Origin of the sequence: Mesorhizobium sp. BR1-1-3 (assembly GCF_020165455.1) — a bacterium.
Classification (GTDB): domain Bacteria; phylum Pseudomonadota; class Alphaproteobacteria; order Rhizobiales; family Rhizobiaceae; genus Mesorhizobium; species Mesorhizobium ciceri.
In genome coordinates this window covers 78,604-102,479 of the sequence record NZ_JAIUIC010000012.1, presented here as the reverse complement: position 1 = coordinate 102,479, position 23,876 = coordinate 78,604, and the positions used below count along the sequence as shown (strand labels likewise).

The 23,876-nt window shown below is 62.3% G+C and carries 27 protein-coding genes and 2 pseudogenes; 9 read left to right on the top strand and 20 right to left on the bottom strand.

Translation table 11 applies throughout. From position 1 onward, the window contains the following. Positions 1-76 precede the first annotated feature (76 nt). The 5 genes from LB559_RS24550 to lgt all read right to left on the bottom strand — a co-directional run bounded on the left by LB559_RS24550 (position 77) and on the right by lgt (position 4,740). Positions 77-706: a hypothetical protein gene (locus tag LB559_RS24550; protein ID WP_013530003.1), complete on the bottom strand. Its 630-nt coding sequence runs from the start codon at positions 704-706 to the stop codon at positions 77-79. Between the two features lie 43 nt (positions 707-749). After that, on the bottom strand, positions 750-1,901 hold the full coding sequence (locus tag LB559_RS24545) for a M24 family metallopeptidase (RefSeq protein ID WP_013530004.1): 1,152 nt from the start codon (positions 1,899-1,901) through the stop codon (positions 750-752). Then, positions 1,901-2,695, bottom strand: coding sequence for a peptidoglycan editing factor PgeF (pgeF, locus tag LB559_RS24540; RefSeq protein ID WP_027162151.1), 795 nt, complete (start codon positions 2,693-2,695; stop codon positions 1,901-1,903). Before pgeF ends, LB559_RS24545 begins: the two co-directional genes overlap by 1 nt. A gap of 105 nt (positions 2,696-2,800) precedes the next feature. Next, the gene (locus LB559_RS24535) at positions 2,801-3,889 is read right to left on the bottom strand and encodes a class I SAM-dependent methyltransferase (protein ID WP_224675185.1); all 1,089 of its coding nucleotides are present in this window, start codon (positions 3,887-3,889) and stop codon (positions 2,801-2,803) included. Then, on the bottom strand, positions 3,886-4,740 hold the full coding sequence (lgt, locus tag LB559_RS24530; protein WP_224675184.1) for a prolipoprotein diacylglyceryl transferase: 855 nt from the start codon (positions 4,738-4,740) through the stop codon (positions 3,886-3,888). Before lgt ends, LB559_RS24535 begins: the two co-directional genes overlap by 4 nt. A gap of 169 nt (positions 4,741-4,909) precedes the next feature. On the opposite strand from lgt, the gene LB559_RS24525 reads away from it, so the two are divergent. The 3 genes from LB559_RS24525 to LB559_RS24515 all read left to right on the top strand — a co-directional run bounded on the left by LB559_RS24525 (position 4,910) and on the right by LB559_RS24515 (position 6,444). Next, positions 4,910-5,212 (top strand): accessory factor UbiK family protein, encoded by a 303-nt coding sequence (locus tag LB559_RS24525; RefSeq protein ID WP_013530008.1) that lies wholly within the window; start codon positions 4,910-4,912, stop codon positions 5,210-5,212. Between the two features lie 344 nt (positions 5,213-5,556). Beyond that, on the top strand, positions 5,557-6,057 hold the full coding sequence (locus LB559_RS24520; protein WP_013530009.1) for a YbjN domain-containing protein: 501 nt from the start codon (positions 5,557-5,559) through the stop codon (positions 6,055-6,057). 27 nt (positions 6,058-6,084) lie between these two features. Continuing rightward, the gene (locus tag LB559_RS24515) at positions 6,085-6,444 is read left to right on the top strand and encodes a tRNA-binding protein (protein WP_013530010.1); all 360 of its coding nucleotides are present in this window, start codon (positions 6,085-6,087) and stop codon (positions 6,442-6,444) included. A gap of 114 nt (positions 6,445-6,558) precedes the next feature. On the opposite strand, the gene LB559_RS24510 is transcribed toward LB559_RS24515, so the two are convergent. The 5 genes from LB559_RS24510 to LB559_RS24490 all read right to left on the bottom strand — a co-directional run bounded on the left by LB559_RS24510 (position 6,559) and on the right by LB559_RS24490 (position 12,288). Beyond that, entirely contained in the window at positions 6,559-8,133 is a 1,575-nt protein-coding gene (locus LB559_RS24510) for a hypothetical protein (RefSeq protein ID WP_224675183.1), read from the bottom strand. A 207-nt stretch (positions 8,134-8,340) separates the two neighbouring features. Then, positions 8,341-9,363 (bottom strand): glycosyltransferase family 4 protein, encoded by a 1,023-nt coding sequence (locus tag LB559_RS24505; protein ID WP_027162148.1) that lies wholly within the window; start codon positions 9,361-9,363, stop codon positions 8,341-8,343. A 220-nt stretch (positions 9,364-9,583) separates the two neighbouring features. After that, positions 9,584-10,999 (bottom strand): ATP-binding protein, encoded by a 1,416-nt coding sequence (locus LB559_RS24500; protein WP_013530013.1) that lies wholly within the window; start codon positions 10,997-10,999, stop codon positions 9,584-9,586. Between the two features lie 49 nt (positions 11,000-11,048). Beyond that, a complete protein-coding gene (locus LB559_RS24495; RefSeq protein ID WP_013530014.1) occupies positions 11,049-11,768 on the bottom strand; it encodes a response regulator in 720 nt (239 codons plus the stop codon). Further along, entirely contained in the window at positions 11,755-12,288 is a 534-nt protein-coding gene (locus LB559_RS24490; protein WP_024505623.1) for a MarR family winged helix-turn-helix transcriptional regulator, read from the bottom strand. Before LB559_RS24490 ends, LB559_RS24495 begins: the two co-directional genes overlap by 14 nt. Before the next feature lie 246 nt (positions 12,289-12,534). Here LB559_RS24490 and LB559_RS24485 point away from each other — a divergent pair, with 246 nt between their 5' ends. From LB559_RS24485 to LB559_RS24475, 3 genes are all read left to right on the top strand, one after another. Continuing rightward, entirely contained in the window at positions 12,535-13,428 is an 894-nt protein-coding gene (locus LB559_RS24485; protein ID WP_013530016.1) for a branched-chain amino acid aminotransferase, read from the top strand. Between the two features lie 145 nt (positions 13,429-13,573). Beyond that, positions 13,574-13,891 (top strand): hypothetical protein, encoded by a 318-nt coding sequence (locus LB559_RS24480; protein ID WP_013530017.1) that lies wholly within the window; start codon positions 13,574-13,576, stop codon positions 13,889-13,891. A gap of 137 nt (positions 13,892-14,028) precedes the next feature. Continuing rightward, complete coding sequence (locus LB559_RS24475; RefSeq protein WP_063168837.1) at positions 14,029-14,667, top strand: MBL fold metallo-hydrolase; 639 nt, start codon at positions 14,029-14,031, stop codon at positions 14,665-14,667. Between the two features lie 127 nt (positions 14,668-14,794). On the opposite strand, the gene LB559_RS24470 is transcribed toward LB559_RS24475, so the two are convergent. The 3 genes from LB559_RS24470 to LB559_RS24460 form a co-directional block, all read right to left on the bottom strand. Continuing rightward, complete coding sequence (locus LB559_RS24470; protein WP_013530019.1) at positions 14,795-15,226, bottom strand: BA14K family protein; 432 nt, start codon at positions 15,224-15,226, stop codon at positions 14,795-14,797. Between the two features lie 183 nt (positions 15,227-15,409). Further along, a complete protein-coding gene (locus tag LB559_RS24465) occupies positions 15,410-15,622 on the bottom strand; it encodes a cold-shock protein (protein ID WP_013530020.1) in 213 nt (70 codons plus the stop codon). A gap of 320 nt (positions 15,623-15,942) precedes the next feature. Beyond that, positions 15,943-16,155, bottom strand: coding sequence for a cold-shock protein (locus LB559_RS24460; protein ID WP_006202520.1), 213 nt, complete (start codon positions 16,153-16,155; stop codon positions 15,943-15,945). A gap of 501 nt (positions 16,156-16,656) precedes the next feature. On the opposite strand from LB559_RS24460, the gene LB559_RS24455 reads away from it, so the two are divergent. Further along, positions 16,657-17,082, top strand: coding sequence for a Kazal-type serine protease inhibitor domain-containing protein (locus LB559_RS24455; protein WP_224675228.1), 426 nt, complete (start codon positions 16,657-16,659; stop codon positions 17,080-17,082). 31 nt (positions 17,083-17,113) lie between these two features. Here the strand turns inward: LB559_RS24455 and LB559_RS24450 are convergent. Further along, positions 17,114-17,569 (bottom strand): annotated as a pseudogene (locus tag LB559_RS24450) (EAL domain-containing protein); the annotation flags it as partial. 195 nt (positions 17,570-17,764) lie between these two features. Between LB559_RS24450 and LB559_RS24445 the strand changes: the two are divergent. Continuing rightward, positions 17,765-19,387, top strand: a complete 1,623-nt coding sequence (locus LB559_RS24445; protein ID WP_224621480.1) for a tetratricopeptide repeat-containing sulfotransferase family protein — start codon at positions 17,765-17,767, stop codon at positions 19,385-19,387. Between the two features lie 145 nt (positions 19,388-19,532). On the opposite strand, the gene LB559_RS24440 is transcribed toward LB559_RS24445, so the two are convergent. Both LB559_RS24440 and LB559_RS24435 read right to left on the bottom strand, forming a co-directional pair. Next, positions 19,533-19,886, bottom strand: coding sequence for a DUF1428 domain-containing protein (locus tag LB559_RS24440; RefSeq protein ID WP_224675182.1), 354 nt, complete (start codon positions 19,884-19,886; stop codon positions 19,533-19,535). Between the two features lie 74 nt (positions 19,887-19,960). Beyond that, positions 19,961-20,389, bottom strand: coding sequence for a VOC family protein (locus LB559_RS24435; protein WP_013530024.1), 429 nt, complete (start codon positions 20,387-20,389; stop codon positions 19,961-19,963). A 237-nt stretch (positions 20,390-20,626) separates the two neighbouring features. Here LB559_RS24435 and LB559_RS24430 point away from each other — a divergent pair, with 237 nt between their 5' ends. After that, positions 20,627-21,241, top strand: a complete 615-nt coding sequence (locus LB559_RS24430; RefSeq protein ID WP_024504188.1) for a glutathione S-transferase family protein — start codon at positions 20,627-20,629, stop codon at positions 21,239-21,241. 16 nt (positions 21,242-21,257) lie between these two features. Here LB559_RS24430 and LB559_RS24425 read toward each other — a convergent pair whose 3' ends face one another. The 4 genes and pseudogenes from LB559_RS24425 to LB559_RS24410 form a co-directional block, all read right to left on the bottom strand. Next, the gene (locus LB559_RS24425) at positions 21,258-21,593 is read right to left on the bottom strand and encodes a hypothetical protein (protein ID WP_224675230.1); all 336 of its coding nucleotides are present in this window, start codon (positions 21,591-21,593) and stop codon (positions 21,258-21,260) included. Beyond that, positions 21,559-21,858: a HigA family addiction module antitoxin gene (locus tag LB559_RS24420; RefSeq protein ID WP_027039367.1), complete on the bottom strand. Its 300-nt coding sequence runs from the start codon at positions 21,856-21,858 to the stop codon at positions 21,559-21,561. Before LB559_RS24420 ends, LB559_RS24425 begins: the two co-directional genes overlap by 35 nt. 12 nt (positions 21,859-21,870) lie before the next feature. Then, positions 21,871-22,151, bottom strand: a pseudogene (locus LB559_RS24415) (type II toxin-antitoxin system RelE/ParE family toxin). A 128-nt stretch (positions 22,152-22,279) separates the two neighbouring features. Beyond that, positions 22,280-23,806 (bottom strand): ABC-F family ATP-binding cassette domain-containing protein, encoded by a 1,527-nt coding sequence (locus tag LB559_RS24410; protein ID WP_224675181.1) that lies wholly within the window; start codon positions 23,804-23,806, stop codon positions 22,280-22,282. Positions 23,807-23,876: the final 70 nt, after the last annotated feature.

The window sequence follows — 23,876 nt, the reverse complement described above, 5'->3', positions numbered from 1 at the left end:
GGGACTTGTGCTGGTCCTTCTTCTCATTGGGCATCGGATTTTCCCAAAACCGTCTCCACTTTGGGGTCCGATGCCTCTAGCCCGCCTTGCCGCCGAGCCAGGCGGCGAACTGGTCGATGGTCTGGTCGGCGATCGCCTGCATGGTGGCCGGCGAGATCCCCTTCCAGCTGTCGCCGCCCGCGCTGCCGCCGGAATTGACCGACGGAGCCTTCTGCTGGCCATTGATGCGGTGCAGCCGGTTGCCAGCGGGGTCATAGACGTCCCAGACATAGATGACGGTGGTGTCGGCGCCTTCCGACATCGTCGAGAAATAGCCTTTCAGCACATGTGTCACGGTCTGGTCGGCGCTGCCGGCGAGAGTGATGCCGCGCTGCCTGGCACGGGTCTGCAACTCCGCCGTCAGAGGTGTCGCAGCTTCCACCGAAGCGCCGACGATCGGCGCGATCTGCAAGCGGGTCTTCGACAGGATGGCAGCGCTTTGGGCTGATGTGACCGGTGCGGCGGCGGTTGCGGGAGCGCCAGACGTGCTGGTGGCGGGCCCGGCCGGAACCGTTGCCGCCGTGTTGCCTGACGTTGCGGGCAGCGTCTGGGTCGACGTCGCCGGCGGGGTGATCGCCGACGGTTCGAGCACGTCCTTTGCGTTGGTGCAGGCGGCAAGAGCCAATGCCACAAGCAATGACACGGTCGTCACATGCGATCGTCTCATTTGCCTTCTAACTCCTTGGCGAAGAACGCCTCCCACTGTGGATTCACTTTACGATCAAGTCGAGATCATGGCGGGACAGCGGCCTGGGCTGGGATTCGGTGGTCAGGTAGGTGCGGCCAAGCGTCATCGCCGTCTCGGTGTCGGAGTCCATGATGATCATATGGGCGAACAGCGTCATGTTGGGCGCGATCGGTTCGGGATTGCCCTGGTAGAACATCGGCATGTCCATCCAGGACGGGGTGAAGCGGGCGCCGACCGAATAGCCGCAGGCGTTCAGCCGGTGCTTGGTCAGGCCGTGTGCCTCCATGGTGCGGGCATGCGCATCGAAGACGTCGCCGAAGCTGTTGCCCGGCATCATCGCCTTCTCGACAGCCAGGAGTGCTGCGCGGGCGGCGTCGAACAGTTCCTGATGGCGCTTCGACACCTTGCCGGTCAGCACCGTGCGCATCATCGGCGCATGGTAGTGGTTGAAGACGCCGGCCCATTCGAGCGTCAGCTGGTCGTTCTTGGTGAGCTTGCGGCGGCCGGCCTTGTAGCGGCACAGCAGCGCATCGACGCCGGAGCCGATGATGAACTCGTTGGCCGGATAGTCGCCGCCGCCGGCGAAGATCGCGCCCTGCATGGCGGCCAGGATCAGAGCTTCGTCGCCGCCTTGCTTGATCAGCGGCAGTGCCGCGTCGAGCGCATCGTCGGAGAGATTGGCGGCCTTCTCGGCCTTGGCGATCTCGGCCGGGCTCTTGAACAGGCGCAGCCGGCCGACAATGCCGGACGCATCGGCGATCTGGCCGAAGGTCTGCAACTGCTCGTCCAGGCGGCGGCCGTTGAAGGCGGTCAGGCCGTGGGTGTCATATTCGACACCGATGCGGGCGCCGAGCAGGTCGAGTTCGTTGAGCAGATTGCGCAGGTCGACCGCGGGATTGGCGCCGTTGCGGTCGGTCCACAAGACGATGTTGTCGATAATCGAGGTCTGACGTGCCTGGCGCAGGTCGGCCGAGCGGGTCAGAAGCACCATCGAACCGTCGGCCTTGACCACCAGGCACTGGAAGAAGCAGAAGCCGAACGTGTCGTAGCCGGTCAGCCAATACATGCTTTCCTGCGCGAACAGCAGGATGGCGTCGAGCTTCTTTTCGGCCATCTCGATGATCAGCCGGTCGCGCCGCGCGTCAAATTCAGATCGTTCAAAATGCAGCGCCATTATTCCCTCTCCAAGACAATTGCCGAAACCTGCCGGCCGTAATCGGGCTCCTTGCGATGCGTGGTGCGCCGATAGGAGTAGAACAGGCCTTCCTCAGCGTAAGTGCAGCGGTCGAGGCCCTCAGCCGTCACGCCTGCCTTGGCCAGCCGGTCAACCGTGTAGCGGTTGAGGTCGAACATCGCATGGCCGGCATTGGCGGACGGAGCGAAATAGAGGATGTTTTCGGCGTCGGATTCGACAAAGCGGGCGACGAATTCCGGGCCGACCTCGTAGTTTCGCGGGCCGATGGAGGGGCCTAGCACGGCGACGATGTTTTGGCGCCGGGCGCCGAGGCTTTCCATCGCCAGGATGGTGTTTTCGAGCACGCCGGTGAACGCGCCTTTCCAGCCGGCATGCGCAGCGCCGATGATGCGCGCCTGCGCATCAGCGAACAGCACGGGACCGCAATCGGCGGTCGAGGCGCCGATGGCGATGCCCGGCCGATCGGTGACGATGGCGTCCGCCTTGGGGCGCTCGCCGGCAAAGGGCTCCCTGGCAATGACGACATCGGGCGAATGGATTTGCCAGGCGGTCAACAGATGGCTTGCCGGCACGCCCATCCAGGCAGCGACACGGGCGCGGTTCTCGGCAACCAGCGTCTGGTCGTCATTCGATCCGGTGCCGATGTTGAGGCCCTGATAGATGCCGCCGGAAACACCGCCGACGCGGGTGAAATAGCCGTGGCGGATGCCTTGTGCCTGCGCCTCGTCCAGCAGCGGCGACCGAACGGGATCCGGTTTGGTCTGATTCAGCATGCGGGCGTTGTTGTCCGTGTGGGCGGTTTCGTCAAGAAGAAGGTGCTTGCTCGAGAACAGGCTGCAAAGCGCGGACGGGAGATTGGGAGGGGCGGCGGTAAAAAGTCAATCCGCCTCGGCAAAGGGCCGAACCGCCACGCCGCGAGGCAGCACCGCAAGCACCTTGAACAGCTCGCCCATGGCTTGCGGCCCGGCGAGGCGCTCGACGTCGCCGGCGATCCTTTCGCGCGCCGCCTGACCGGCATCGGCGCCAAGGCGGCCGGCGCGCTCGAGGATGCCCATGCCGAGCAGGAAGTCGCCCTGTGTCGTCAGATGGGCTTCGAGGCCATGTGCACGCGCGATCGCGGCAAGGGCGGCGAAATCGACGTGGGACGTGAGGTCGGCCTCACCGGGATTGGCCAGCACATCTTCGTGATCGTGGCTGCGCAAGGCCTGCAGCGTGTCCCCGACACCCGGCTGGAAATGGCCGTAATCGAGAAACAGGCCGGCGCCGCCATGCCTGGATATGCGCTCGGCGATTGTTGCCATGAGCGCGGTGCGGGCAGGTGCCACTTCGGCGATCGCGCCTTGCGGCGCGTGAGCGGCATCGGCGGGCAGCAGCGTCGGGTCGACCGAGCCGGCGCCGGCGAAGAAGCAAAGGTCGTTGGTCTCGTCGAGGCCGACCATGCGCTCGCGCCAGCCGGCGCCGGCGCGGATGAACTGGCGGATGGGAACGGCGTCGAACAGTTCGTTGCCGACGATGAACAGCGATTGTTGCGGCAAGGTCTCGATGGTTTCGTGCCAGCCAACCGCGAAGGGTGTGACGCCAAGCGTCTTTTTTTGCACCTCGGTCAGGCGCGGGCTTGTCTCGATCATGGCGAAGGTGGCGCCGTTGGCCAGGTCAGGATCGAGCCGCGACAGCGTGCGCAGCATGTCCTTCATCAGCGTGCCGCGGCCGGGTCCGATCTCGGCGATGGTGGCCGACCGCGGCCGGCCGCCCGCCAGCCAGGCTTGATAAAGCCACACGGCGGCCAGTTCGCCGAACATCTGGCTGATTTCCGGCGCGGTGATGAAGTCGCCGCCCGCACCAAAGGGCTCGCGCGTCGTGTAGTAGCCGTCCGCCGGGTCGAACAGGCAGAGCGCCATGTACTCGTTGACGGGAAGCGGCCCCAGGGCCTCGATCAGGTCGACGATGCGGGTCTTCAGCCGTGTCATGCCGGCTGCGGCTGTGCCACCGGCTTGGCGGTCAGCATCGCCCAGATGCCGGCCAGCACCATCGGGGTAGAAAGGATCATGCCCATGGTCAGCCAGTTGGTGCCGAGGAGATAGCCGAGCTGCTGGTCAGGCTCGCGGAAGAACTCGACGAAGATGCGCGACAGGCCATAGCCGCAGATGAAGGCGCCGCCGACGAAGCGCGGCGTCTTCAGCTTAAGGCGCGAATGGGTGAGAATGCGCAGCACGAGGAACAGCACCACACCCTCGAGCAGCGCCTCGTAAAGCTGGCTCGGATGACGGGCAAACGGCCCGCCATTGGGAAACTCGAACGCCCAGAGCACGTCGGTTGGTCGGCCCCACAGTTCGGAATTGATGAAGTTGGCGACGCGCACCAGGCCAAGGCCGACCGGCACGCCGGCCGCCACGACATCGAACAGCGACCATGTGCGGATGCCGCGCTTGATGGAAAACAGCGTCATGGCGAGGATGACGCCGAGCAGGCCGCCATGGAACGACATGCCGCCCTGCCAGACGGCGAAGATGTCGAGCGGGTGCGCGATGTAGCGCGCCAGATCATAGAAGAGCACATAGCCGGTGCGGCCTCCGAGCACGACGCCGATGGCCGCCCAGACGATGAAGTCGTCGAGATCCTCCGGCTTCATCGGCAGGACGCCGTTCGGCCACAGCCTGGCATTGGCGGCGAGCCGCTTGGCATACCACCAGGCGAACAGGATGCCGACGATATAGCCGACGCCATACCAGTGCACCGCCAGCGGCCCGATCTGGATGAGGATCGGGTTGATGTTGGGGAAGGGCAGGGAGGCCAGCGGCAGCAGGAAATATTCGTTCAACGGGGAACTCTCGGTTGCGAACGTGTTTGGGCGCGGACCATGCGGCAGGGTTTTGGCAGGGTCAAGGCAAGGTGGGCGCACTCGACTTGATGCCGCAGCAAGGTGCAACAAGCTTGCATTCGACGCGCGGCGCCACTACGTCAATTTTGTGCAAGCGCGAGGATTTGCCATGTCGACCGGACCGAACCGCATTCTCGATGAATTCGCCAAGCTGATGACCGACGCCGCCGGCGCCGCCCAGGGCGTGCGCCGTGAGGTGGAGACCGCCTTCAAGGGGCAGGCCGAGCGCATTCTCAACACGATGGACGTGGTGCAGCGCGAAGAGTTCGAAGCCGCGCGCGAGATGGCCGCCAAGGCGCGGGAAGAAAACACCCGCCTTGCCGCCCGCATCGAGGCGCTCGAGGCGAAGCTTGCCGAACTGGCCGGTGACGCCACACCAGCGACGGCCGCCAAGCCGCGCACAAAAAAATAATCGTTAAACTTTTCCACATAGCCCGATCCTGAAAAGCGCTTTGCCGTGAATCGCTTAACGGCATTGCATGAATCTTTGTGACAGCGGCTTTCCACATGCGAATGACGCAGTGCGAAAAATTGGGCTGTTCACGCGACTCCCGATCAATAGACTGAATTTGTTGCATGATTCGGAGCAGGATCATGCGACCGGGCGGTGGGGTCCGGTCTGGGGTCTTTGCGTCGAGAAGTCGTCTTTGCGCGAAGAAAGTCCTGGCCGTCCGAGTTCTAGACAAGATTGTTCGTTGTGTGTGCCCTCCCGCGGAGCGTGTGGCGGCGCTCGTACAGAACGACAGGAAGCATTCCATGGAACTTCTCGAACTCGAATTCTCCCGCGAAATCCATCCGGTGGATGTTATCGAGCAGGTGGCCCACAACAACGACTGGTCCTTCGAGCGGGCCGGCGACGACGAGATTTCGATCTCGGTTGCCGGAAGCTGGACCGACTATCACGTCTCCTTTTCGTGGATGGAGGATTTCGAGGCGCTGCACCTGGCCTGCGCCTTCGATATCAAGGTGCCGGAGACCCGCACGCTGGAAGTGATGCGGCTCTTGTCGCTGATCAACGAGCAGATGCTGTTTGGCCATTTCGACCTCTGGGAGCAGGAGGGCGCGATCATGTTCCGCCAGTCGCTGCTGCTGGCCGGCGGGGTCGAGCCGTCGAGCCAGCAGGTCGAAGTGTTGCTGTCGTCGGCGCTGGAAGCCTGCGAATGCTATTTCCAGGCGTTCCAGTTCGTCGTCTGGTCGGGAACCTCGGCCAAGGACGCCCTGGCCGGTGTGCTGTTCGAGACCTACGGCAACGCCTGAGTCCCCGTTAAGGCAGACAAGACCAAGATGAGTTCGAACACCGAGCGCAAGCCCGAGATCAGTTTTGCCGATTTCGATCGTGTCGACATCCGCGCCGGCACGATCGTCGAGGCCGAGCCGTTTCCCGAGGCGCGCAAGCCCGCGTTCAAGCTGAAGATCGATTTCGGCGCCGGCATCGGTATCAAGAAATCGTCGGCGCAGATCACCAAATACTATACACCGGAGACGCTGATCGGCCGGCAGGTGTTCGCGGTGGTCAATTTCCCGCCGCGCCAGATCGGTCCATTCATGTCGGAAGTGCTCACTCTCGGCTTTCCCGACGAAGAGGGCGCCGTGGTGCTCGGCGCGATCGAGCGTAAGGTGCCGGATGGCGGGCGGTTGTTTTAGGGTCTCAACTGGGGATCGGAATCCCCCGCGAACCGGGACGGATTGATAATCCTTTCGGCAGATGCTTCAGCATGAATTCATGCCATGTCGTGACAGGAGTGTCGCGCGTGGACATCATCCGCTTTTCCTGTCCGCGTCGACCAATTTCCTTATTCTGTAAAATTTGAACTGTTTGCCTTCGGCGATTAATTCAAGATTGCCGTGTTGTGGCGGGCTGCGCTCCGGCGCGATTACCAGCAGATAGTCAAAGTCACGGGTCCAATGCGCTGCATACGCTGCCTCGACCGGTGGTAAAGCACCGGCGGCGTAGGCCTCCAGCTCAGACATCGGGATAGGCCCGCCTTGCGGTACGGTCAGGTTTGCCACTTCCGGCCGGGGCCTCACCGGCTGTTTTCCCGGATAGGTGAACAGCGTTGGCATCAGTGCATTGCGTGTGACTACAGCCAACGCGGCAGCATTGTACATTGGATAAAGGAGCAGATTCGTTGGCGGGTCGTCTGGAAGGCCATTCTGGCCGGTAAGGATTCGCGAACCCATTGGAATGGCGTCGAACGCGGTCATAAGGGCACGATATTCGCTGCGGCACGACAATTGGGCCCAGATCGCGATGCCACTGTTTGCAAGCCCGGCGCCAAACGCCAGCGCGACGAGAAGTGTTCCACGCGAGTCTTGCGGACGCTTGATCGTGACGAAGGCTGGCAGGATCAGAATAAGCGCCAGAAGGACGCGCCCGTCGACAAAGGCCGTGTCCACAACGCGAAACGGCATGACAATGAACAGGCACAAGAGCCCAAAGCCTATCCAGCAGCCGACGCGAGAGACCGCCACCATCCTGTGCTTCACCGCAAGGTAACTGAGAATGACCAGCACCACGGTCACGGCTGAGGAAGTGTATCTGCTGAAGCCGTTGACTTGAACCAGCGCCAACAATTTCGCCGACAGGGCCCATTCGGTTCCTTCGCCACCCACTTTGCCGCCGTAGGCGAGCGCCAGGGCGCCAACTGCGACGACCGGAGCAGCCATTCCGGCAACCAGCAAGATCGTGCGTTTCCAATTCTCAATATGGTCTGGCCAGCGGGAGAGTTCGTACAGCCCCACCACAATGCCATAGAGGCCGAGGGCAAATAGGTGAGAGATATACAGAACCAGGACGAAGACGGCGTGGATCGCAAGACGCAGCGGCAAAGGTCTTTCCGCAAGCCAAATCCAAACCGCGATGGACCAAAGAACGATCCCCAGTCCAAATTCAAAATTCACGAATCCGAAAGCGAAAGGCATGGCGTAGAGGAAGAGCGAAGCGACGAAGCCGCTGAGGATCACGCGCCCCTGTGCGGCCGCTCCGACGGCCATTGCCCCGCTGACGACCAGCATTTGCGAGACTAGATAGAAAAGCTTTGATGCCAGCTCGATCCCGATCAAGCGCCCAGCGAACGGGACGATGAGATCCATGGCTAGATTAGGGTAGGGTGCCCACGCGGCTTCATAGTAGGGATGGGCTTCGGGCGTACCGGCGCGCATCAGGATCGACATTCTTGCGAGATGATTTGGATAGTCTGCCATAGCGGGTATGTCGACGAGCAGTACGGACAAGAAAGCCACCACCAGCAGAACTATCAGCAAGATACCTTCGGGCCTGATGAAATGGCTCGTGTAACTGTTGATTTTGTTGCTGACTGTTGCTTCGAGCATGCCGCAATGTAGGTAGAAATGGTAAATTTTGAGTCGCCGACAATTATCAATCTGACTTGGTCATGGCTCCGAAGTCGCACAATACGTCACGCCGAACCAACCCTTTGAAACAAGGTGCCGTGGCAGACTAACGGTTGATTGTGCGTCGCCGCGCTTTGTCATTCGTGGCGGTGTGTCAGCTTCGCCCTTGGATAACGAAAAGCACGATCAGGCCGCCAGCTTTCGCGGTGTGCCCAGTGCTTCCTCGACCGTATCGAGGAACATTTCCGCACAGGCCTTCCAGCTATAGCGCATGGCGCGTTCGCGGGCTTCGGCACGGTCGACGTTGAGCGCGGCGAGTGAGGCCTCGCGCAAATCGTTGGAGACCGCGCCGCCAAAACCATCGCCGACAATGTCGATCGGCCCGGTCACCGGATAGGCGGCAACCGGCGTGCCGCTGGCCAGTGCCTCGATGATGACGTTGCCGAACGTGTCGGTGCGGCTCGGGAAGACGAAGACGTCGGCCGAGGCATAGATCTCGGCCAGTTCGTCGTTGGGGCGATGGCCGAGGAAATGCGCTTGCGGATATTTCGCCTTCAGTCTGGCAAGCTCGGGGCCTTCGCCGACGATCACCTTGCTGCCGGGCAGGTCGAGGTCGAGGAAAGCACCCAGGTTCTTTTCGATGGCGACGCGCCCGACGCAGAGGAAGATCGGGCCGGGGAAGCCGAGGTCCTTCTTCCTGTCCGGGCGGAAATGGTCGGTGTCGACGCCGCGCGTCCATGGCCGCAGCTTGGTGAAGCCGCGCGCGGAAAGGTCGTCGGCGAGCGACTGGGTGGCGACCAGCGTGCCTTGGCCGGAATTATGGAAATCGCGCAGCCAGCGATAGGCCCAGCTTTCCGGCACCGGCAGGCGGGCGCTGAGATATTCGGGAAAGCGCGTGTGATAGCTGGTGGTGAATGGACGGCCGGCATTGCGGCAATAGCGCCGCGCCATGATGCCCAGCGGTCCTTCGGTGACGATGTGGATGTGGTCGGCCTTGCCGGCGTCGATCAGGCGCGCGACATGGCCGGGCGTGGTCAGCGCCAGCCTGATGTCGGGATAGGTCGGCAAGGGCAGGGTGCGAAAGATATTGGGCGTCAGGAAATCCACCGCAACGTCGAAGGATTTCAGCGTCTCGGTGAGCCGCTCCAACGTGTGGACGACGCCGTTGACCTGCGGGCGCCAGGCATCGGTGACCATCAGTATGCGCATGGCGGCCCTTTGCTTGAAAGGTCGACGGTTGCCTTGAGACGATGCCGGAACGGCGACCAGCCTGCTGCTCTCGCTTCGCTCCAGCGCACCCGGACAGGTACGGGGTCGAAGATAGGCGGCAAGGCCGAATCAATTGAGGTCGCGCGCTTCATGCGCGCTCTTGATCATGGTTTCATGACGGGCGGATGAAGCGGTTTCCACTTTTCGGAATCGTGCCCGGTTATGCCGGAACCTTGATGATGGCGCGCAGTCCGCCGAGCGGGCTGTCTTCAAGAGTGATGTCTCCGCCATGGGAGCGGGCGATGTCGCGGGCGATCGACAGGCCGAGCCCGGTGCCGCTGGCATCGAGGTTGCGGGCCTCGTCGAGCCGCACGAAAGGCTTGAACACGTCTTCGCGTCGATCGGCGGGAATGCCCGGACCATCGTCATCGATGGTGACCAGCAGCGAGCCGCGGCCATGGGTGGCGTTGACCTCCACCGTCTTGGCATAGCGGAAGGCGTTGCCGATGACGTTGGACATCAGCCGGGCAAAGGCATTGGGCCGCACATGCACATCGTGATCGCCGGCAAGCGTCGTCGACAGCTTACGCTTGCGCAGCCTGGCTTCCTCGTCGAGCTTTTCGAAATAGGCCTCGAGATCGAACCGTCCGGCGTCTTCCGAAGCTTCGCCGCGGGCAAAGGACAGATAGCCTTCGAGCATCGACTGCATGTCGTCGATGTCCTGGTCGAGCGCTGCCTTGGTCTCGGCCTTGCCGCCGGAAAGCGCCAGCTGCAGCTTGAAGCGAGTGAGGATGGTTCTGAGGTCATGGCTGACGCCGGTCAGCATGGCGGTGCGCTGTTCGATCTGGCGTTCGATGCGCTCGCGCATCTGCATGAAGGCAAAGCCGGCGCGGCGAACCTCCTCGGCGCCGCGCGGCCGGAAATCGCGCGGCATCGGCCGGCCCTTGCCAAAGCTTTCGGCGGCTTCGGCAAGCATCAGGATCGGCCGGATCTGGTTGCGCAGGAAGGGAATGGCGATCATCAGCAGCACCAGCGAGGTGCCGACCATCCAGATCAGGAAGATGTGGGTGTTCGAGGCATAGGCCTGGCTGCGGCGCACGAAGACGCGCAGCACCTTGCCCTCGAGCTGCACGCGCACCTCGACGATGTTGGAGTTGCCGACCGTGTCGATCCAGAACGGGCGGTTGATCTGGCGGGTGATCTCGGACGAGAGAACATCATCCAAAATCGAGAAAAACGGCTTTGGACCGGGCGCGGGGAGTGGGTCGGGCGGCAAGAGGTCGACCTTCAGCTGCATGCGGTCCTGGGCGATGCGGATGATGTTGGTGTAGTCGGCATCGCGCGGATAGGTCTCGATCAGGTCGATGATGGCGGCGATGTCGCGCACGGTGGCCTGGGACAGGCGTTGCGTCACGGTTGCCCAGTGACGTTCCATGAAGACGAAGGCGACGACCGATTGCAGCAGGATCATCGGCGCGATGACGATGATCAGCGAGCGGGCATAGAGCCGCTTGGGCATATAGAGCGAGACGAGGCGCCAGAAGCGGTTCCAGGCGCGCGGCACCGCCTTCAGCGTCCGCGCGGCGCGTGCGCTCAAGCCGCCATTGCCCGGCTGTTCCAGTTCCGTGGTTGCCATTCGCTCTTTTCGCTTGCCCGCAGCCGTTCAGCCGGCCGCAGGCGGCATTCTATTCCACGCTGAGCCGATACCCAATACCGCGTACGGTCTGGAGCCAGACCGGATTGGACGGATCGCGCTCGATCTTGCGGCGCAGCCGGTTGATCTGGACGTCGATGGTGCGCTCGCCGACTTCCGAATCGTCGCCGACAAGCTCGTGGCGGGGTATCGTCTCGCCCGCCCGCGCGGCGAAGATCGCCAGGATCTCCTGCTCGCGATCGGTCAGCTTCAACGCCTCGCCGCCACGCTTCAATTCGCGCCGGGCGATCTGGAACGTGTAGGGGCCGAAGACCAACTGCTCGACCTTGGGCGTGGTCGCCGGGCCACCGCGGCGCAGGATGTTGTTGATGCGCAGGATCAGCTCGCGCGGATCGAACGGCTTTGGCAGATAGTCGTCGGCGCCAGCCTCCAGCCCTGAGATGCGGCTGTCGGTCTCCGACAGCGCTGTGAGCATCAGGATCGGTACGTTCTTTTCGGCCCGCAGCGACTTGGTCAGGTCGACGCCCGTCTCGCCGGGCATCATGACGTCCAGCACCAGAAGGTCGAAGTCGAGGCCGGCAAGCTTGCGCCTGGCTTCGCCGGCATTGCCGGCAACGGTGACGCGAAAGCCATTTTCGGTCAGATACTGCTTGAGAAGATTGCGGATGCGGGTGTCGTCGTCGACGACAAGCAGATGCGGCGCGTCGTCGTCCGGCGCGGCCGCGTGATCGACCCGTTCAGTGCTCTCCATGGCTTTTCCCTGACATTTTTGCGGACCCAACGTCGATCTGCGCCCTCAGTTCCGGATTGACCATCGCTTCGAGGAACCGTTCCACCAAGGTCCGTTCGGTTACTCCGGAATCCCCCAATGCAGCATGGATGCGGCGCGACTGTGGCCGCGCCAGCGCCAGCGCCAGCGCACGGCCCTTGGCTGTCGGATAAAGTTCGCGCTGGCGGCGGTCGCGCGGACCTTGCAACTGCACGATATGGTCGGTGTCGATCAGTTGCTTGAGCACACGGGCCAGGCTCTGCTTGGTGATCTTCAGCACGTCGAGCAGTTCGGCGACCGTCAGGCCCGGCCTGCGGTTGACGAAATGCAGCACCCGGTGGTGGGCCCGGCCGAAGCCGTAATCGGCCAGGATCTGGTCCGGATCGGAGGTGAAGTCGCGATAGGCAAAGAAGAGCAGCTCGATGATGGCGAAGTCGATGCCGTCCTCGACCGACATTGCGGTCCTGATCGGTTTTCCGGCGGCTGGGCTTCGATCCGTCATTATTTCTCCGTGGGAAAGAGAGATTATGTCAGTACTATTGACGTAATTTCCCTGCAATGGTAATTTTTGACAAGCTTTTGGGCGGATTGCGAACGAAAAGGCAAGGGAAGCCGGTTTTTCCGGAATTTCCTAAGTTTGCCAGAGCGCAATTATCCGCCTACGCTCCACCATAAAAGCCGCTTTGGGCGGCCGACACGAAACACACAACGATACAACTATCCGGGCTGCCGCCCGTGGGAGGTTACCATGGCATCCGTTCCCTTCGATCAACTCGATGGCTTCATCTGGATGAACGGCGAATTCGTCCAATGGGGTGACGCCAAGATCCATGTGCTGACGCACGGGCTGCATTACGCCAGCGCTGTTTTCGAGGGAGAGCGCGCCTATGGCGGCGAGATCTTCAAGCTCAACGAACACACCGAGCGCCTGCATGAATCGGCACGCCTGCTCGGTTTCAAGATCCCGTATTCGGTGGCCGAGCTCAACGACGCCTCTTCCACGCTTCTCAAGAAGCAGGGTTTCCAGGACGCCTATGTCCGGCCGATCGCCTGGCGCGGCAGTGAGCAGATGGGCGTCTCGGCGCAGAACAACCGCATCAACTGCGCCATCGCCATCTGGCAATGGCCAAGCTATTTCGATCCTGCGCAGAAGCTGAAAGGCATCCGTCTCGATGTGGCGGAATGGCGCCGGCCCGACCCGCGCACCGCGCCTTCCAAGTCGAAGGCCGCCGGGCTCTACATGATCTGCACCATGTCCAAGCACGCCGCCGAGGCCAAGGGCTATGCCGACGCCATGATGCTCGACTGGCGTGGCCAGGTCGCCGAAGCGACCGGAGCCAACATCTTCTTCGTCAAGGACGGCAAGATCCACACACCCAAGCCCGACTGCTTCCTCGACGGCATCACCCGCCGCACGGTCATCGGGTTGGCCAAGGATCGCGGCCTGGAGGTAATTGAACGCGCCATCCTGCCGGAAGAGCTGGAAAGCTTCGAGCAGTGCTTCCTGACCGGGACGGCAGCGGAAGTGACGCCGGTTTCGGAGATCGGGCCTTACCGATTCGAGGTCGGCGAAATAGCCAAGAATCTTATGAATGACTATTCTGCGGCCGTTCAGCCCAAGCACGCGATCGCCGCAGAATAACGAAAGTCACAGCTTTTTTAGGAAGTAGGGGCGGTTTTCGGGCCGCCCCTTTTATTTCAGCGTTTCTGCATTTGACTTTCGTCCAATTCGGCGTCTCATGATGGTGTCGGCCCGGGAGGCTGACAGCTATGGAGGGACTAATCATATGGACATGAACACGCTTCTTCCGATCATCATACAGGTGATTACTGGCATCATCGGTGGTCAGGCGGTCGGTGCGGCGCTCAAGACGGCGGCGATGGGTCAGCTTCCCAAAATCCTGGGCGGAGCCATTGGCGGCGTCGGTGGTGCGGCGATCCTCGGCAGCCTGCTGGGTGGCGGTGCGGTCGATCCGGCGGCTGCGGCAGCAGCAACGAGCGGTCTCGGCAGCGCGCTGAACCTGCAGAACATCGTCGGCGGCGCCGGCGGCGGCGCGATCCTGACCGCCATTCTCGGCGCGGTCATGGGCGCCATGAAGAAGTAAGCAGGCCGTTTCGGTCTTTTCAAATGGGCGGCTTCGGCCGCCCATTTCCGTTTTGGGGCTACTGACTGTTCGTCTTTCGAGGGTGGACGCCCTTTGTCCGCGCCTCTACATCACCCGTGAACATCGAAAGGACGATCATGGGTCAGCTCAATGCCGGCATCGTGCCGGTCACACCGTTCCAGCAGAATTGCACCATCCTGTTCGACATGGATGACAAGCATGGCGTCGTCGTCGATCCGGGCGGCGATATCGACAAGGTACTGGCGGTGCTGAAGGACAATGCGATCTCAGCCGGAGCTATCTGGATAACGCATGGCCACATCGACCATGCCGGCGGTGCAATGGAGTTGAAGGAGGCGCTCGGCGTCGAGATCATCGGTCCGCATGAGGCCGACAAGTCGCTGCTCGACAATCTGGAAAACCAGGGCAAGCGCTACGGCATCGCCGGAGCGCGCAACTGCGTGCCCGACCGGTTCCTGGCCGAAGGCGAGACCGTGTCGTTCGGCGGCCATGTGTTCGAGGTGCTGCACTGCCCCGGCCATGCGCCCGGTCACGTCGTCTACTACAACCGCGCAGCCAAGTTCGCCCATGTCGGCGACGTGCTGTTCCGCGGCTCGGTCGGCCGCACCGACCTGCCGGGCGGCGACCACACGGCGCTGATCGCTTCGATCAAGGACAAGCTCCTGCCGCTCGGCGACGACATCGGCTTCATCTGTGGCCACGGTGCCGGCGGACGTTTTGGCGAGGAGAGGCGGACCAATCCTTTTTTGACTTGAACCAGGCTCGGAACCGTAGCTGTTTTTCATCAGCCTCAAGCAGACCGTTGACATTGTAGAGACCACAACAAAAAAGCGCTGGCCTTGCGGTCAGCGCTTTTCTGTTTTGGGGCAGGGAAGCCCTTGGTTAGTTGGCAGTGCAGAAATGCTGTTCGCCGTCATTGCCGGTGAACGTGCCGGTACGGGAATTGAAGCTGCGGTAGCGGTCCGAGCAATATTCGTACCAGTCACGCGTCCACGGTTCGGCATAACGATTGGCGTAGACCACCCGCGGCTCCGCATAATAGCGGCGGACCGGGGCCGGGCGCACCACGACGTCACGATCGTAGTAACCGTCATCGTAGTAGCGGTCAGCGTCGGGCGGCGGGCGGTCATTGGCCAATGCGCCACCGATCAGCGCCCCGGCCGCGAGGCCGAGCACGCCGGCGGCAATGGCATCGCCATTGCCATGATGGCCATGATGACGGCGCCAGTCGCGCGCATTGGCGGCGGGCAAGGCCGTGAGCGTGGTGGCGGCCACGGCAGCGGCCAGGACGGCGGTTTTGAAAATTCGGTTCATGTCGGTCTCCTTCGTTCCGGCCCGTGCAGTTTCGGGGATGCGGTCCGGCTTTACCGAAGACTAATATGCGACCGTGGCTGAACGGGGGCTGAACGGATTTTAACGTGTTTATTCAAAACGGACGTCAAAAATCACAGGCTCTCAAGGGAGCGATCTGCCCGGGAGCGCCGGTTCGAAGCCGGCTCAGCCGACCGACAGGTTGACGGCCTTGGGACCCTTGCCGCGCTTATCCGGCTCGGTATCGAACGACACTTTCTGCCCATCCTCGAGGCCGGGAAGACCGGACGCCTGCACAGCTGAAATATGGACGAAAACATCCTTCGCGCCATCATCGGGCGTGATGAAGCCGAAGCCCTTGGCATGATTGAAGAATTTGACGGTGCCGGTCTGCGGCATGGGAAGCTCCTTTGTCCCATAAACTCCAGTCTCGGGCCGGCAAATGCCCGAGTGGAAATTTGTCCTTTATTTTAGCGTCATCGGCAAGAGAAAGTTTTGCGGGCGTCTAAAGCACGTTGCGGCATGCTTCGGGTCTTTGTTTTTATGCAAGTCGTTGCCCAGAACCCGGCCGCTTGGGCGACATCACTGGCCCGCGCCTTCGATAAGGAAAAGGCGCGAAGAAGATCGCCGCGCCTTTCAAAATTCAGATCCCTCTCCAGGCCAGGTGCAGGCATGGAGCCTCCGTCGCACGTCTAAGTGACATGCGGCGCGCCGATGGCTCAGGCTGCGCGGAGGTTGACGGCCTTGGGGCCCTTGCCCATGCGGTCCGGCTCGACGTCGAAGGTGACCTTCTGGCCGTCAACGAGCGTGCGCAAGCCGGAAGCTTCGATCGCGGAGATATGGACGAACACATCCTTGGCGCCACCATCGGGCGTGATGAAACCGAAGCCTTTGGTCGCGTTGAAGAATTTAACGGTGCCGGTCTGGGCCATTGGGGAAACTCCTTCACCCGTTCAGTCTTTGGTGGTCCCGCCCGCCGCCTGGCGCAAAGGGCAGTTCCCGGTGGTTGCTTCGGCAGTCATGCATTGGCGCATGGTCAAACCCCCCGCCGAAAACGGGGCCGTCAGAGATTCACAGTATCGGGGAAAGGTCGTCCAAAACGTTCCGCTCTCCGGGTCGCAAATGCCCGAACACGGAATTTATCGCACGGAAACGTGATGGTTGCAAGATACCGCCGCGGGCCGCCGTACTGGCGCATCCCGACGCATCAATCGACTGACCTGAGCATCGATGGGCTCGGCATAGGCTTGCTTGCCGGCCGGGTCATCGGCCAGAACCGGGCCACGAATGGGCCAGACGTCGAGGTGGCCGAGGAGGTCGACGCCGCCTACAGCCCCAGCGCGTTTCCGACTGAAAGGGCTGCAAACGGGGGTTGCATTTGGCAAGGGAATGGCGAGGATCGGCAACCGGGGACGCGATCGTGGGAGATCATCATGAAATATCTGGCGGCAATCTTTTCGCGGCAGGGTTTTGTCATCCTGTTGCTGTCGGCACTTCTTGCCGCCTGCACCGTCGTCGTCGATGACGGACCAGGGCCGCGTCCGCGTCCGCCCCGGCCGGAACCGCAATATTGCAGCAAGCAGTACGAGCCGGTCTGTGCCCGGCGCGGCGGCGATCGCCAGACCTTCGCCAATGCCTGTCTTGCCGACCGGGCCGGCTACCGCATCGTGCGCGACGGTCCGTGCCGCGACGGTGGCGGAGGTGGCGGTGGCGGTGGGGGCGGTGGTGAAGAGCAGACGTTCTGCACCCGCGAATATGCGCCGGTGTGCGCGCGTCGGCATGGCGAGATGCGCACCTTCCCCAATTCCTGCGAAGCCCGTGCCGCGGACTATCGCGTCGTTGGCGACGGGCCGTGCTGAGAACGCTGCGCCTCGTTGAGGACGACAAGCATCAAGCCGTCGGCTCACCTGGCGACAGTCGGCGATGAACACAGTCGGCGATGAACTCGGACGCGGGCATGGGTCTGGCAAACAGCCGGCCCTGGCCGTAGTCGACGTCGCGTGCCGCGAGGTAGTCGGCCAGCGCCTGCGTTTCCCCGCCTTCGGCAACGATCTTCAGCTTTAGTGTCTTGGCCATGTCGATGATATGCGCGGTGACGGAACTGGTGGCGGAATTCGTGCTGATCGTATCGATGAACGATTTGTCGATTATGAGCGCATCGAGCGGCAGCCCCTCGAGATAGGACAGGCTGGAGTAGCCGGTGCCGAAGTCGTCGATTGCCACTGCGTGGCCAAGTTCGCGGGCACGAACGAGCGTTGAGCGGGCCGAGTTGATATCGATGAACGCGCGCTCCGTGGCCTCGAGCCAGATTTGCTGGGGCCGGATCGCGGTGTGCTGATTTGATCTTTCCGCACCGACGAAAGGATGAGACAGCAAGCGAAGCCTTGAACCTACGGCGCCGATGGCCTAGATCGCCACAGGCGGATAAAACACGGCAGGTTTCCCATCAACAGAGATCAAAGACGAGCGGCGGGTGCGGGAGCCAGGTCTGGCGCAGGCGGACAGCCGCCGCTGGGCCTCGACCAGTATGTGCAGCAGGCGTTGCAACTGCATCAGGCCGGGCGCCGGCAAGAGGCTGAGACGATCTACCGGCAGGTGCTGGCGCGTCAGCCCAAGCACGCGGCCGCGGCGCATTTCCTGGGACTGCTGCTTCACCAGACCGGGCGCAGCGAAGAAGGGCTGGATCTCATCGAACGGTCGGTGAGCCTGCAGCCGACGAATCCCGATTTCCTCAACAATTTCGGTACGGTGATGCGCGACCTCGGCCGCCCTGCTGCGGCCATCGATTTCTTCCGCGGCGCAGTAGATCTGCGGCCGGACCAACTCGCGGCGCGCGACAATCTCGGCTCATCGCTGAAACAGGTCGGCCAGTTCGAAGAGGCCGAAGAGATTTATCGCGGCACGGTTGCACGCAACCCATTTCATGTGCGCGCCCGCATCGGGCTTGCCGAAACCCTGCAGGAAGCCGGGCGGCTGGATGAGGCGCTGGCTGCCTTCCGCGAAGCGCTGGCGATCCGACCCAAGGATGCCGACCTGCTGCACGGGCTCGGCGTCGGGTTGATGGAAAAGGGCAAGCTCGACGAGGCGGCCGACCTGTTCCGGCAGGCGTTGGCGATCAACCCCGCCATGGCCACAGCCTGGCTGATGCTGACGCAGGTCAAGCGCCAGAAGGAGCGCGACAGCGAACTTGGGGGCATGGAAGCCCAGCATGCCAAGGCGCCGCAGGACAGCCTGGCGCGCATGCAGCTGTCCTTCGGACTCGGCAAGGCGAATGACGATCTCAAGGATTATGGCCGGGCCTTCGACTATTTCGCCGAGGGCAATGCGATCCGCCGCAAAGGCATCGACTACGACCAGGCCAGGACGCGGGCCGAGTTCGAGGCGATGAAGGCCACCTTCGATGCCGGCTTCTTCGAGAAGCACAGGCCCAGCTCAATCAGCGACGACACGCCGATCTTCATTGTCGGCATGCCGCGTTCGGGCACGACGCTGGTCGAGCAGATCATCGCCAGCCATCCGCAGGTCTATGGCGCAGGCGAGCTCAGCATCTTGAAGAAGGCGGTCGGCAGGCAGTTCCCGGCGACCATGCCGGGTGGCTTCCCATGGGGCGTATCGGATACGGGCGATTCGGATTTTGCCGAGGCAGGCCAAGCCTATCTCGACATGCTCCATGCCCGCTATCCGAACATGCGCCACGTCACCGACAAAATGCCGGGCAACTTCCTGCTTGTCGGCTTCATCCACATGATGATGCCGAAGGCCAGGATCATCCACTGCGCGCGCGATGCGGCGGCCACCTGCCTGTCGATCTACAAGGTGCATTTCCGCGGCGACAGCCATCGCTATGGCTACGATCTCGGCGAGCTCGCCGACTTCCACAATCTCTACACCGACATCATGAAGCATTGGCACACGGTGCTGCCAGGCGTCGTGCACGATGTACGCTACGAGGATTTTGTCGCCGACCAGGAAGGCCAGACGCGGGCATTGATCGCCCATCTCGGCCTGCCCTGGGACGACGCGGCACTATCGTTCCACGAGACCGACCGACCGGTGCGCACGGCTTCAGCCGCACAGGTGCGCCAGCCGATGTATCAGGGGTCAGTCGATCTATGGAAGCGCTATGGTGACCGGCTGAAGCCGCTTCTGGACAGGCTGGATTAGCGCAACGCTCTCTAGCTGATCGTGGCCTTAGAGATTGGCCTAAGCACCCGCGTCGTCATCCTAGGGTCTTCGCGACGGAGCTTCGCTCCTGCTTCGCCCTAGGATGACGAAGCTGAGGGGCTTCTGCCAATCTGCTACCGGCTGCTCAAAGCTCTATGAATGGCTTGAAGCCGCCGAAGATCATGCGCTTCCCGTCGAACGGCATGTCCGCCCAATCGGCCTTCAGGCGCGGATCTGCCATCACTTTGGCCATGACGGCATCGCGGCTCTCCCGCGACTCATAGACGGCCCAGGCGAAGACGACGATCTCGTCGTCCTTGGCCTGCACGGCGCGCGGGAACGAAGTGACCTCGCCATAGGGCACGTCGTCGCCGATGCATTCGACATAGCCGAGCGCGCCGTGTTCCATCCATATAGGGCCTGCGAGGTTGGCCAGCCTCTTGTAGTCATCGAGATTTACCTTGGGCACGGCAAGCACGAAGCCATCGACATAGGACATTGTGGGTCTCCTCCTGGAAATTCACAATCCCTCACCGACGCCAGCCGGTGAGGGACTTCGCCATTTGCGATAGATCAGGCTTTCTTGACCGGCGCGTTCATCGCCCATTCGACGCCGAACGGGTCGCGCATATTGCCCCACTGGTCACCCCAGAACATGATCTGGAGCGGCACGGCGACTTCGCAGCCGGCATCGACGGCGCGCTTCCACCAGGCTTCGATGTCGTCGCTGCCGAGGTGAAGCTGCATGGTGTAACCCTGCGGCTTGACGGCAGGCATGCCGTTTTCGGGATAGAAGTCGGAGAGCATCAGCGTCGAGCCGTTGATGTGGAGGTGGATGTGCATGGTGCGGCCTTTTTCGTCCGCCGGATAGGCAAAGACCTGCTCGGCACCAAAGGCCTTCTTGTAGAATTCGGCAGCCTTGAAGGCGCCATCCAGCTGCAGATAGGGGGTCAATCCGCCGAGCACTTTGGCCGCGGGCTGAACGGGGGTCTGATCGGTCATCTGTTGTTCCTCTTTGCGTTTGGCCTTGCGAGCCAAAGGACGGATGAGGTGCCGGCGTTCCTACATGGCCGGCAGATTTTTTTGGCCGACCGGCCCTGGACAGTCCACGCAGCCGCAGTTGGACGAGAGGCGTGAAACGAACTTGCGTCGACCGCGCCCAATCAGAGCGCAATTCTCTCGGCTCGCAGGCTAGAACAGATGGATCAGGCGAACGCCTCTTCAAATCCTGGGACGACAATGATCCTCTACTATCAGACCCACTCACCCTTCGCGCGCAAGGCGCTCGTCTTCGCCCACGAGGTTGGCATTGCCGATCGGCTGGAGGTCATTCATCACGAGACCAGTCCGACCTTGCGCAATGCCCGCGTCTACGCCGAAAACCCGCTCGGCAAAGTGCCGGTGCTGTTGCGGCCCGACGCGTCGCCGATCTTCGATTCCGATGTCATCTGCGCCTATCTCGACACGCTGCATGACGGTCGCAAGCTGCTGCCGCAGGACGGCGAGGCGCGCTGGCAGGCATTGCGGTTGCAGGCGGTCGCCCAGGGCCTGGCGCAGACGGGTATAGCCTTGCGCTGGGAGACGGAAAGGAGACCCGAAAAGTTGCGCTATGGTGCTCTCGCCGACGGATACCGGGAAAAGATCGAGGCGAGCTACGACTGGATCGAGAGCACGCTGGACGACGAGGCGCCGCTCCATATCGGCCACATCGCCTTGGCCACCACGCTGTCCTGGATGGCGTTCCGTCACCTTCCGCCTTTTCGCTCACGGGCACTGCTGACGCGCTGGTTCGAGGCTTTCGAAAAACGCGTATCGATGCAGGCGACGCCGCTTTCGGGCGATACGCATGACTGACTGGCGCCCCGCGAGGTCAGGGGCGGCGGCCGTTTTGCGCATCGAAGACGTCCGGAAACCCGATATCCTTGCGCAGCGAGGCAGGCAGTGAACGCAGGACGCGTTCGCTGCGGTGACGAGCGTGCGCTGCCGCATACCGGGTTGCGATGCGACCGATGGACGAAAGAACCGACATGATAATTCTCCTGGGTTGGGCCGGCATCATCGTGTCGGCATCCCAAGGACGCGACGGGCTGAGGCTATCCGACAGATCGTCGAGATTTTTTAACGCTAGCTCCGCAGCCTGCTTGAAGCGGGTTGTTGCTAACGCGATTACTTCAGGCCGCGGTTTGTAGACGTTCGATTGTTTCAAGATCGGCCTTCTTCGCCTCTCCCTCTACGGCGAGGTCGTAGCTCGCCTGCATATTCATCCAGAACTGCGGCGTGGTTCCGAAGAACTTCGCAAGGCGCAAAGCGGTGTCGGGCGTTACCGGTGTCGTCTCGCTGGCCAGGCGCTCGATGCGTGTGCGGGGCACATGCAGCTTTTTGGCCAGCGTGTAAGGCTTCAGATTGAGCGGCACGAGATATTCCTCACGGAGAATTTCTCCGGGATGGATAGGTGGGTTGATGTTCAGCATTTTGAACCCTCTTCAATGATAGTCGGTGATTTCAACATCCTCCGCTTGCCCTTCCACCCACCGAAAGCAGACGCGGAATTGATCGTTGATGCGGATCGAATGCTGGCCCGCACGGTTACCTTTCAGCGGCTCAAGCCTGTTGCCGGGAGGTCTTCAGATCCGACAGTTCGGCGGCGTTGTCGATCATGAACAGCTTCCGCTGGGCTGAGCGGACAAAGGTCCGATGGGAAGCCCTTCGGAGCCTTGCCGTTCGAAACGGCTTCGCTGGTCTTGTCTTTGAAGGAGCGTATCATCTTGCCGACCCGAGTGGCGTACCATGGCATGATACGCTTCGGAAGTCAAGAAGACGTCTCGTAACATGATACGAAACTCCGGCCTGCGCTCGACAGGCCGGAACTTCATCGGCAGTTTTGTTCACCGATTAGCCAGCGCCCTCCGCCACCGAGCGGAAGAAATCCTCTGGGTCTTCGACTTCGGTCAGCCGCCGTTTCTCGATCAGCCAGAAGCGGTTGCCGATGGCGCGGATGAAGGAGCGGTCGTGCGAGGCGAGCACACAGCTTGCCTGATGTGCCAGCAGTTCCGCTTCCAGGGCTTCCTGGCCGTCGATGTCGAGATGGTTGGTCGGCTCGTCCAGCAGATAGAAGTTGGGATTGGCGAGCCTCAGCGCCAGCATCATCAGCCGCGCCTTCTGGCCGCCGGACAGCGCACCGATCTTTTTCTCCTGCATCTCGATGACCACGCCGGCGCCTGCCAGCAGCGAGCGGGCACGCTGCTCGCCGACATCGTAGCGGCGCGAGACCAGCATCAGCGGCGTGTCGTCGCCGCTGATGCCCGACAGCGCCTGGTCGCTGTAGCCTAGCACCGTCGACGGCGTCACCTTCACATTCGGCACCGTGTCCGGTTCGACAATGGCATTGCGGATCAGGGTGACGAAGCGCGACTTGCCGACGCCGTTGCGGCCGAGCAGCACGATGCGGTCGCCCTGGCAGATATGGCGCTTGCCGGTTCGAAACAGCGGGGTGCCGTCGGGTGTTTCCACAGCCGCGTCGTCGAGCGTGATCAGCACCTTGGCGTGGGTGCCTCGATTGGCCAGTTTTATGGCACCCGCCGACTTTTCGCGGTGCGCCGGTGCGGCCGCTTCTTCCAGTTTTTCGGCCCGCAGGTTGAGCTGCTTGGTCTTCACCGTCAAAAGGTCGCTGCCCGAATTGATGCCGATGTTGTTGAGCTTGGCCGCCTGCCGGCGCAATTGCTGCGCCGCCTTCATGTCGCGCTGGAACTTGCGCTCGGTCGAGGCGTCGACGTCGTCGAGCGCCTGTCTTGCGCGGGAGTAGGGCAGGGCAAACACCGGCGACTGTTCCGGGCGCAGGAACAGCGTCCGGTTGGTGGTGGCGTCGAGGAAGGCGCGGTCGTGGCTGGCGATGACGACGGGCACCTCGCGCGGCAGCGTGTTCAGCCAGGTTTCGAGCTGGCTGATGCGGACAAGGTCGAGATGGTTGGTCGGCTCGTCGAGCAACAGCACGTCCGGATCGGTGACCCAGACGCGTGCGATTAGCGCAAGCCTCTGCCAGCCGCCACTCAGCGCCTGCATTGGCCGCTCGCGCATCGGCTCGGGCACGTCGAGTGAATCCAGAACCACGTCGACACGCCACATCTCGCTTTCGGCCTGCTCGGACGGCAAGGCATCCGCCACCACCTGATGGAAGCTGCGGGTGAGAAGGGCCTGGGCAACCGACTGTTCGACATGACCGACGCGCAGGCCGCGCGTGCGGGTGATGTCACCGGAGGTCGGCTCAATCTCGCCGGTCAGACATTTCAGCAAAGTCGACTTGCCGCGGCCATTGGCGGCGACAATGCCGAGCCGGTCGCCGGTGCCGATGGTGAGGTCGAGATTGGCAAACAGCGACGCACTCATGGTGACGCCGAGGGATTTGAGGCTGATCAGGGCCATTTTGATTTCTCTGGTCTTGCCGGAGACTACTCCGGTCCACTTTGACGGTGCGCTTTCCGGCCATCAGGCT

Excerpts from the sequence above, each read along its gene's own strand:
- LB559_RS24550 (WP_013530003.1), bottom strand. The coding sequence starts at position 706 with ATGAGACGATCGCATGTGACGACCGTGTCATTGCTTGTGGCATTGGCT.
- LB559_RS24545 (WP_013530004.1), bottom strand. The coding sequence starts at position 1,901 with ATGGCGCTGCATTTTGAACGATCTGAATTTGACGCGCGGCGCGACCGG.
- pgeF (WP_027162151.1), bottom strand. The coding sequence starts at position 2,695 with ATGCTGAATCAGACCAAACCGGATCCCGTTCGGTCGCCGCTGCTGGAC.
- LB559_RS24535 (WP_224675185.1), bottom strand. The coding sequence starts at position 3,889 with ATGACACGGCTGAAGACCCGCATCGTCGACCTGATCGAGGCCCTGGGG.
- LB559_RS24525 (WP_013530008.1), top strand. The coding sequence starts at position 4,910 with ATGTCGACCGGACCGAACCGCATTCTCGATGAATTCGCCAAGCTGATG.
- LB559_RS24520 (WP_013530009.1), top strand. The coding sequence starts at position 5,557 with ATGGAACTTCTCGAACTCGAATTCTCCCGCGAAATCCATCCGGTGGAT.
- LB559_RS24515 (WP_013530010.1), top strand. The coding sequence starts at position 6,085 with ATGAGTTCGAACACCGAGCGCAAGCCCGAGATCAGTTTTGCCGATTTC.
- LB559_RS24510 (WP_224675183.1), bottom strand. The coding sequence starts at position 8,133 with ATGCTCGAAGCAACAGTCAGCAACAAAATCAACAGTTACACGAGCCAT.
- LB559_RS24505 (WP_027162148.1), bottom strand. The coding sequence starts at position 9,363 with ATGCGCATACTGATGGTCACCGATGCCTGGCGCCCGCAGGTCAACGGC.
- LB559_RS24500 (WP_013530013.1), bottom strand. The coding sequence starts at position 10,999 with ATGGCAACCACGGAACTGGAACAGCCGGGCAATGGCGGCTTGAGCGCA.
- LB559_RS24495 (WP_013530014.1), bottom strand. The coding sequence starts at position 11,768 with ATGGAGAGCACTGAACGGGTCGATCACGCGGCCGCGCCGGACGACGAC.
- LB559_RS24490 (WP_024505623.1), bottom strand. The coding sequence starts at position 12,288 with ATGACGGATCGAAGCCCAGCCGCCGGAAAACCGATCAGGACCGCAATG.
- LB559_RS24485 (WP_013530016.1), top strand. The coding sequence starts at position 12,535 with ATGGCATCCGTTCCCTTCGATCAACTCGATGGCTTCATCTGGATGAAC.
- LB559_RS24480 (WP_013530017.1), top strand. The coding sequence starts at position 13,574 with ATGGACATGAACACGCTTCTTCCGATCATCATACAGGTGATTACTGGC.
- LB559_RS24475 (WP_063168837.1), top strand. The coding sequence starts at position 14,029 with ATGGGTCAGCTCAATGCCGGCATCGTGCCGGTCACACCGTTCCAGCAG.
- LB559_RS24470 (WP_013530019.1), bottom strand. The coding sequence starts at position 15,226 with ATGAACCGAATTTTCAAAACCGCCGTCCTGGCCGCTGCCGTGGCCGCC.
- LB559_RS24465 (WP_013530020.1), bottom strand. The coding sequence starts at position 15,622 with ATGCCGCAGACCGGCACCGTCAAATTCTTCAATCATGCCAAGGGCTTC.
- LB559_RS24460 (WP_006202520.1), bottom strand. The coding sequence starts at position 16,155 with ATGGCCCAGACCGGCACCGTTAAATTCTTCAACGCGACCAAAGGCTTC.
- LB559_RS24455 (WP_224675228.1), top strand. The coding sequence starts at position 16,657 with ATGAAATATCTGGCGGCAATCTTTTCGCGGCAGGGTTTTGTCATCCTG.
- LB559_RS24440 (WP_224675182.1), bottom strand. The coding sequence starts at position 19,886 with ATGTCCTATGTCGATGGCTTCGTGCTTGCCGTGCCCAAGGTAAATCTC.
- LB559_RS24435 (WP_013530024.1), bottom strand. The coding sequence starts at position 20,389 with ATGACCGATCAGACCCCCGTTCAGCCCGCGGCCAAAGTGCTCGGCGGA.
- LB559_RS24430 (WP_024504188.1), top strand. The coding sequence starts at position 20,627 with ATGATCCTCTACTATCAGACCCACTCACCCTTCGCGCGCAAGGCGCTC.
- LB559_RS24420 (WP_027039367.1), bottom strand. The coding sequence starts at position 21,858 with ATGCTGAACATCAACCCACCTATCCATCCCGGAGAAATTCTCCGTGAG.
- LB559_RS24410 (WP_224675181.1), bottom strand. The coding sequence starts at position 23,806 with ATGGCCCTGATCAGCCTCAAATCCCTCGGCGTCACCATGAGTGCGTCG.